The 7,890-nt window shown below is 72.8% G+C and carries 8 protein-coding genes; 4 read left to right on the top strand and 4 right to left on the bottom strand.

The features are described from left to right. Positions 1-182: 182 nt before the first annotated feature. The 3 genes from KHA85_RS15530 to KHA85_RS15520 form a co-directional block, all read right to left on the bottom strand. Positions 183-773, bottom strand: coding sequence for an Rv0361 family membrane protein (locus tag KHA85_RS15530; RefSeq protein WP_236885785.1), 591 nt, complete (start codon positions 771-773; stop codon positions 183-185). Between the two features lie 111 nt (positions 774-884). Then, on the bottom strand, positions 885-2,603 hold the full coding sequence (locus KHA85_RS15525) for an alkaline phosphatase D family protein (protein ID WP_213186501.1): 1,719 nt from the start codon (positions 2,601-2,603) through the stop codon (positions 885-887). An 83-nt stretch (positions 2,604-2,686) separates the two neighbouring features. After that, complete coding sequence (locus KHA85_RS15520) at positions 2,687-4,093, bottom strand: trimethylamine monooxygenase (protein ID WP_213186500.1); 1,407 nt, start codon at positions 4,091-4,093, stop codon at positions 2,687-2,689. A 286-nt stretch (positions 4,094-4,379) separates the two neighbouring features. Here KHA85_RS15520 and KHA85_RS15515 point away from each other — a divergent pair, with 286 nt between their 5' ends. Beyond that, positions 4,380-4,796: a DUF3151 domain-containing protein gene (locus tag KHA85_RS15515; protein ID WP_063973897.1), complete on the top strand. Its 417-nt coding sequence runs from the start codon at positions 4,380-4,382 to the stop codon at positions 4,794-4,796. Beyond that, on the top strand, positions 4,753-6,045 hold the full coding sequence (locus KHA85_RS15510) for an FUSC family protein (RefSeq protein WP_213186499.1): 1,293 nt from the start codon (positions 4,753-4,755) through the stop codon (positions 6,043-6,045). Before KHA85_RS15515 ends, KHA85_RS15510 begins: the two co-directional genes overlap by 44 nt. Here KHA85_RS15510 and KHA85_RS15505 read toward each other — a convergent pair. After that, entirely contained in the window at positions 5,990-6,646 is a 657-nt protein-coding gene (locus KHA85_RS15505; protein ID WP_082904640.1) for a hypothetical protein, read from the bottom strand. The genes KHA85_RS15510 and KHA85_RS15505 overlap by 56 nt on opposite strands. A gap of 56 nt (positions 6,647-6,702) precedes the next feature. On the opposite strand from KHA85_RS15505, the gene KHA85_RS15500 reads away from it, so the two are divergent. Further along, entirely contained in the window at positions 6,703-7,554 is an 852-nt protein-coding gene (locus KHA85_RS15500) for a LamB/YcsF family protein (RefSeq protein WP_213186498.1), read from the top strand. Next, positions 7,551-7,890: 5-oxoprolinase subunit B family protein (locus tag KHA85_RS15495; RefSeq protein ID WP_498039896.1), on the top strand; the 340-nt coding region annotated here is incomplete at its 3' end. The genes KHA85_RS15500 and KHA85_RS15495, both read left to right, overlap by 4 nt.

The following is a 7,890-nucleotide window of genomic DNA, read 5'->3' as shown; positions in this document are numbered from 1 at the left end:
CGCGACCGCATCCTCGACCACCGCTGGCACCAACACCTCGACCGACTCATCGCCGCCGACGGCCACCTCACCAACCCACCCGGGGTCGAACGCACCCTGCGCGCCACGACACCCAGCGGCGGTACGGAGGAGCCGACGCCGCCGGAACGCCCGGGTCGGCCGGCGTGACCGGGCGGACCCGATCAGCCCGGCTGCTGACCCTCGGGCACCGAGCCCATCCCGACGCCGGGCTGGCACAGCTTCCAGGCACCGTCCTCGTCGCGCATCCGCACCTGCTCCGGACCGGGCCCGTCCGACTCGAATTCGACCGTCGCCATCGCCTCCGCGCCGCCGTCGGCGATCTTGACCCCGGTCACCTCGAGGTCCTGCGGGAACGAGCCCGCGATCGACTCGCGGAACATCGAATCGAGATCCGGCCCCGTCGCCTCGCTCGACGCGGTGATCGTGTCCACCAACTCCTGCGGGACCCGGTTCTCCGCGCACATATGACTATTAAACTCGTCGAACGACTCCGCCGAGCTCATCTGCTCCAGCGTCTCGGCCACAGCCCGCTCGGCCCGCCCCGACGACGACAACGGCCCGGCCAGGAACGCCCACGCGACCGCGGCGACCACGACCAGCGCAACCACGGCCACCGCCGCGAGCACACCACCCCGGCCCGGGCGATCGCCGCGCCCGTCACCCGACAGACGTGCCCCACCCTCCGGGCCACCGCCCGGCTGCCCGCCGGGACCCGGATCTCCGGCGGGGGGCTGCTGGCTCGTCGTCGTCATCCACTACTCCAAAGACACCCGTCGCGGCCCCGGACGGGCCGCGTCGACCCGCCACGGTAGCCGACCGGCCTGAGATTCAGTGGGGACAGGGGCCCCGGCGCCCGCCGACTCTCAGGGCAAAAGTCCCGCCGGTTCCAGACGGTCCGAGCCGTGCGGCGAACGCCAACTGGCCAGCGGGTACGCACCGCTCGCCGGGTCCTCGCGCGCCCCGAGCGCCCAGAAGTCGGCGTGCGCGTAGCCGCTCGTGAACTCGACCACCGTGAAGCCGTGGCGGTCCAGATCGGCCCAGCGGACGTGGCGGTTCACGCCGGTCAGCGCGCCCTGCGCGGCCTGCGAGAGCGGATTGCCCTCCGGCAGCCCCACCATGTCGTTGATGTTGTTACTCGTGATGGACGGGGTGACGAACTCGACCGCTCCCGTGCCCGCACCGGGGTAGTCGGCGGGATCGAACGGCACCTCGTTGGCCCACGACGTGTGGATGTCGCCGGTGAGGAAGACGTGGTTGCGGTTACCCGTCGCGCGGATCACCTCGAACAGGCGACGGCGCTCTCCGGCGTAGCCGTCCCACTGGTCGGAGTTATAGGTGATGCCCTCGCGCGGGATGCCGAGCAGCTCGGTGAGCGCCCCGGTCGTGCGGGCGTCCAGAGGCGGGATCAGCACAGGGGTGACCATGACCGAGTTCCCGATGACGTTCCAGCGGGCCGTCGACGACGCGAGTCCGCGGGCCAGCCAGTCGAACTGCTCAGCGCCGGTCATGGTGCCGGTCTGATCGGTCGCGCGGCCGTTGAAGCGGCCCGGATCCTCCGAGCGGTACGAGCGCAGGTCGAGCATGCTCAGCTCGGCCAGCGACCCCCACCGCAGGCGCCGGTAGAGGTGCCCGCCGTCGCGCAACGAGTCCGGCCGCACGGGCATCCATTCGAAGTAGGCCTGCGCGGACGCGGCCTTGCGGTTGGCGAACGGGCCCTCGTGCGGCTGGTGGTTCTCGGCGCCGTGCTCCCACGAGTTGTTGGCGAGCTCGTGGTCGTCCCACGTGCAGATCCACGGCACGTGCGCGTGCAGGGACTGCAGGTCGGGGTCGGTGCGGTACTGCGCCAGACGGATCCGGTAGTCGGCCAGGGTGACGATCTCGTGCGGCGGATCGTGCGGGCGGACGGCGCCGGCGGCGGCCGTGTACTCGCCGCGGCCGTACTCGTAGATGTAGTCGCCGAGCTCGATGATCGCGTCCAGGTCGCCGCGCGCCTCGAGGTGGCGGTAGCCGGCGAAGAACCCGGCCTCCCAGTTGGAGCACGACACCACGCCCACGCGCCAGCGGCCGGACGCGGGCATCGCGCCGTCGGCGGGGGCGGTGCGCGTGCGGCCGGTGCGTGAGGTCTGGCCGAGCGCGCGGAACCGGTAGTGGTACCAGCGGTCCGGCGCGAGGCCGACGCAGTCGAGCTTGACGGTGTGATCGCGGCCGGCGTCCGTGGTGACCGTGCCCGACCGGACGATGGTGGCGAAGCCGGGGTCGGTGGAGACCTCCCAGTCGACGACGACGAGGTCGCCGATCCCCGAGCCCGGGGTCGCCTGCTCGGTGGGCGTGACACGCGTCCACAGGATGACGCGGTCCGCCATCGGGTCGCCGGACGCGACGCCGTGCCGGAACACCGCGGCAGCGGACCCGCCCGCGGCGCCCCCGGAGGCGGGTCCGCCCGCCGCGGCGGCCGCGGACGCGGCGCGACCGGTGAGGGCCCCGGCGCCGACCGCCGCCCCGGCCAGCGCTCCCGCCCGCAGGACGGAGCGCCGGCCGAGGCCCGCGCGGGACCGGGAGGGATCGGCTGCAGAGTCGGTCATGTGACCAGCGTGACCGATCGGTCGCCCTCGCGCCCCGGTTATCGCTGAGGCGTCATCGAGTGTTCATTCCCGGGGTCCGGCGGTCAGCGCGCGGTGGACTCGGCGGGCGCGCCGTCCTCGACCATCTGCTCCAGCTCGGAGCGCGCGGGGGTCGACAGGTACCGCGCCATCGAGTCGTCCAGCTCGCGCAACCACGGGGTGTGGTGCTCGGCGGCCATCGTGCCGGTCATGACCGAGCGGTGCGGCTTGTCGCGGTAGGTGAGGATGTTGGCGGCCTTGTCGGCCTTCCACGCGAGGAAGATCCGGACGACCTCGTCGAGGTCGAACTCCGGGTAGTCGGTCGCGTCGATGAGGTCGCGGATGTAGTCGGCCTGGAACCGCACCTGGTCGGCGTCACCGTCGAGCTGCTGGAAGCGGTCGCGCCAGGAGCGCATGTGCGCGGCGCGGTCCTGCGCCGAGGGCAGCGGCGTGCGTCCGAGGATGAGGTCACGCACGTACCAGGCCTGCGCGTCGAACATGTTGAACGTGAACCACTGGTCCTGGGCGCCGAGGTAGTAGACGCGCGGGTTCTTCTGCCACACCACGCCCCGGTACAGGCCGGAGGGGTAGATGTTGTTCGGCGACTGCAACGCCAGGTCGGCGGGCAGGAACGGGTACTTGTGCAGGTAGCCGGTGCACAGGATCACCGCGTCGAACTCCCGCGTCTCGCCGCCTGTGAAGTGGACCGTGCTGCCCTCGAAGCGGTCGATGAGCGGCAGCTCCTCCATGCCGTCCGGCCAGTCGTAGCCGATCGGCCGGGTGCGGTAGGACATGGTCACCGAGCGGGCGCCCATCTTGAACGCCTGCACGCCGATGTCCTCGGCGGAGTAGGAGGCGCCGACGAGCAGGACCCGCTTGTCCGCCAGGTTCTCGGCGCCGCGGAAGTCGTGGGCGTGCTGGACCGAGCCGGGGAAGGTGTGGATGCCCTCGAACTCGGGCACGTTGGGGAAGCTGAAGTGGCCGGTCGCGACGATGATGCGGTCGAACTCGGAGGTGATGGTGCGGCCCGAGCGGAGGTTCTCCACGGTCACGGTGAAGTTGTCCTGGTCGCTGTCGTAGTCCACCCAGCGCACGGCCGTGGAGAACTGCACCTTGTCCTTGACCTTCGACCGGCGCACGCGGCCGTCGATGTAGTCCCACAGCACCTCGCGCGGCGGGTAGGAGGAGATCGGCCGGCCGAAGTGCTCGTCGAAGGTGTACTCGGCGAACTCCAGGGCCTCCTTGGGTCCGTTCGACCAGAGGTTGCGGTACATCGAGGAGTGCACCGGCTCGCCGTACTTGTCGATCCCGCTGCGCCAGCTGTAGTTCCACTGGCCGCCCCAGTCGTCCTGCTTCTCGTAGCAGACGATCTCGGGGATCGTGGCGCCCGCGCGCTGGGCGGACTCGAACGCCCGCAGGGCGGCGATGCCGCTGGGGCCGGCTCCGAAGATGGCGATTCGTTGATTAGACAACTACATTCCTTCCGGCCGTCACCGGCCACTCGTTCGTCTCGGGCAGAGACGTTCGGTGGAGGCGGGGCGTCGGCGGAAGGGTCTCCGCGCGCTCCGGGCCTCGACGCCGGACCATCGATCCCGCGTCGCGGCGGCGGTCAGTGCGGCCTGCGGCAACGCGACCGCGGCGCCCGTCGTGGGGCGCCGCAGGGCTCTCACCATAGCAAACGCTTGTCGTGCGCTCTCCGGTCGGTCCGTTCGCCCCTCTCCCGGGAGCGGCTCCGGCAATTCGTGGACAATGGTCGACATGACCCAGTTCGGAGATCTCCTCGGCCCCCCGCCCACCCGTCTGACCGGCGATCCGGAGGCGGAGGACGCCCTCGCCGCGGGCGAGGACCCCCGCACGGTCGCGGCCGACCATCCCGCGGCGTCGATCGCGTGGGCCGAGCTCGCCGAGCGCGCACTCGACGCCGACGACGCCGTGACCGCGTACGCCTTCGCCCGAACCGGCTACCACCGCGGGCTGGATCAGCTGCGCCGCCACGGCTGGAAGGGCTTCGGCCCGGTGCCGTACGACCACGAGCCGAACCGCGGATTCCTCCGCGCGGTCGCGGCGCTGGCCCGCGCCGCGCAGTCGATCGGCGAGGAGGACGAGTACATCCGTTGCCTGGACCTGATCAATGAGTCGGACCCGCACGCCGCCGCGCCTCTCGGCCTGGCGTGACCGCCTGGACGCCCGCGCGCTGGGCGTCTACGCGGCGCTGCCGGTTCCCCTGAGGACGCGGGCACGGCGACTGGCGTACGCGTTCCTGCCGATCCTGCAGTGCGGCCTGGCGGCCGGGATCGCGTGGTACATCGCGTTCGACCTGCTGGGCCACCCCGCGCCATTCTTCGCGCCCATCGCGGCGGCCATCGCTCTGGGCACCGGGATGGGCCGGCGGGTTCGCCGCGGTATCGAGCTGGTGATCGGCGTCGTCGTGGGAGTCGGCCTGGGCGATCTGATCATCGCGCAGATCGGCTCCGGACCGTGGCAGATCGCCGCGGTCGTGGTGCTGGCGATGTCGGCGGCGGTGTTCCTCGACCGGGGCGCGCTCGTGGGGACGCAGGCGGCGTCGTCGGCGATACTCGTGGCCACGATCCTGCCGCCCGGCTCGGCGGGTGGTTACGAGCGGATGGCGGACGCCGCCGTCGGCGGTGTCGTCGCACTGGTGGCGATGTCGCTCGTTCCCGTGCACCCGCTGCGGCGCGCCCGGCGCGAGGCGGCGTCGCTGCTCGGCGTGGCCTCGTCGGTCCTGGCGGAGGTCGCCGAGGGCCTGGACCGCCGCGACTCCGACCGCATCCGCGAGGCGCTGCAGGACGCCCGCGACACCCAGCCGGCGATCGACGCGGTGGAGGAGCAGCTCGCGGGGGCCCGGGAGTTGGTGCGGATCTCGCCGTTCTACCGCCGGCGCCGTCCGGAGGAGGTGGAGCTGAGCCGGATCCTCAACCCGCTCGACAACGGCATCCGCAACATCCGCGTGCTGGCGCGGCGGGCGATCGTGGCCGTCGACGACCAGGTCGACGTCCCGCCCGCGCTCAGTTCGCTGCTGGCCGCGCTCGCCGACGCGGTCGAGTTGCTCGCCCAGCGGGTGGCCGCCGACCCCGACGCGCCCAGCGCCGCGAAGGTGTTGCGGGAGTTGCGCGCGGTGTCGGCGCGGGCGAAGCGGGAGCTGGTGATCGGCTCCGGGATGACCGAGACGGTGATGCTCGCGCAGATCCGGTCGATCCTCGTGGACGTGATGCAGGTGGCGGGCCTGAGCAAGATCTCGGCGCTGGCCACGCTGCCGCCGACGGTGCGGACGCCGGCCGTGTCGCCGGAGCTGCTCAAGGAGGAGTGGCCGGACTCGCCCGACCGGCCCGCTCCGGAGATGCCGCCGTTCAGGGCGACACGAGCCTCCATGGCTCGGTATGACGGTAGAAAGTCGTCCTCTTGATGGCCCGCCGGCCGGTGACCCCGTCGCGGGTGAGCAGGCCGGCCTCGGTCCCCAGCTGGACCGCGCGCGCGGCGAGCCACGGCCGTCGTCGCAGCCGGCGGGGGCGGGCGGCCGTGGCGACGACGCCCGGCAGGTCCGGCGTCGGGCGGACGGTGAGGGCGTCGATCTCGCCGGAGAAGACCCGGTTGTCGTCGGCGTAGGCCTCGCCCACCAGATGGCCGCCTTCCGGGCCGCGGACGGTGGCCTCGCCCACGAGGGCGGTCCCGGTGTCGTCGCGCACGAGGGGCACCTCGCGGGCCTCACCCCGGACGCCCAGCTTGGCGGCCTCCGAGCCGGTCGGCAGGCCGTACGCCTTGGTGGCCGGCGTGGGTTCGTCGGCGACGTAGGCGATCTCCACGTCGAGGTTCTCGGTGCGCATGAGGCGGGTGAGCAGCGCGGCCAGTCCGGCGTCGGTACCGCACACGACCAGCCGTCGGCGGGTTCCGACCTCGGAGAGCGCGCGGGTGACCTCCTCCTTGGTGGGAACCGCACTGACCTCGACGCGAGGGTGTTCGCCGAGGACCGTCGGAACCGGCGCGGAGCCGCAGCGGATGACGATCATGACCTCCATCATGACCGCAGCGGCCGCAGGGGGCGAACCTGGGGCAGGATGGAGGTGTGCATGCACAGGCGCACGACATCGATCGCGGCAGCATCGATCTCAACTGCGACCTCGGGGAGGCCCGCCGGGGCACTCCGAGGTGGTCGGCCTCGCTCGCGCCGCACGCCGGGCCCGACCCCGACGACGCCGCCCTGCTGGAGGTCGTGACCTCCGCGAACGTCGCGTGCGGCTTCCACGCCGGCAACCGCCCCACGATGAACGCGACGATCGTGGCGGCCGCCGAGCGGGGCGTGGCCGTGGGCGCGCATCCCTCGTACCGCGACGCGGAGAACTTCGGACGCGTCGAGCACGACCTCGACCGCGAGGAGGTCGCCCGCATCGTGGCGTTCCAGCTGATCGAGCTCGACATGGCCGCGCGGCGCCACGGCTCGCGGGTGCGGTACGTCAAGCCCCACGGGGCCCTCTACAACCGCATCGTCCACGATCGCGAGCAGGCGGCGGGCGTCGTCGACGCGGTCCTGGCCTACGCCGCGGTCGCCGACGAGGACCCGCTGCCGATCCTCGGCCTGCCCGGTGCGGTGGTCCTGGCGGAGGCCGAGAGGGCGGGCGTGCGGGCCGTGACCGAGGCGTTCGCCGACCGCGGCTACCGACCCGACGGCACCCTCGTGCCGCGCGGCGAGCCGGGGGCCGTCATCACCGACGCCGACGAGGTCTCCGACCGGGTGGTGGCGATGGCCACGGGGCGGGAGATCACGGCGTCGGACGGGTCGCCGGTCGTGGTGGAGGCCGCGTCGATCTGCGTCCACGGGGACACGCCCGGTGCGGTCGACCTGGCGCGTCGGGTGCGGTCGGCGCTCGAGGCCGCCGGCGTGTCGTTGGCGCCGTTCGTGCTCGCGGGGGAGAGATGACGACGACGAGGATCCGCCGCTGCGGAGAGGCCGCGCTGCTGCTCGAGTGTGCGGGTCTGGCGGAGGCGGTGCAGCTCGCCGGGAGGGTCCGCGGGTTGCGGCCGGAGGCCGTCGACGTGGTCGCGGCGGCCCGCACCGTGCTGCTGACCGCGCGGGAGGCCTCCGCGTTGCCCGGGCTGCGGCAGAGGGTCGAGGCGCTGCTGGCCGAGGGGCCGCCGCCCACCCAGAATCCGCTGCCTACCCCGCATCCGCCGTCCACCCCGAATCCGTCGCCCACCCAGAATCCGCTACCCGGGGACCGGATCCGCTACCCCTATGCGGGTAGCGGATCCGGAG

It is taken from the genome of Dietzia massiliensis (assembly GCF_018390595.1).
Classification (GTDB): Bacteria; Actinomycetota; Actinomycetes; order Mycobacteriales; family Mycobacteriaceae; genus Dietzia; species Dietzia massiliensis.
This window is presented reverse-complemented; position numbering and strand designations above follow the sequence as displayed.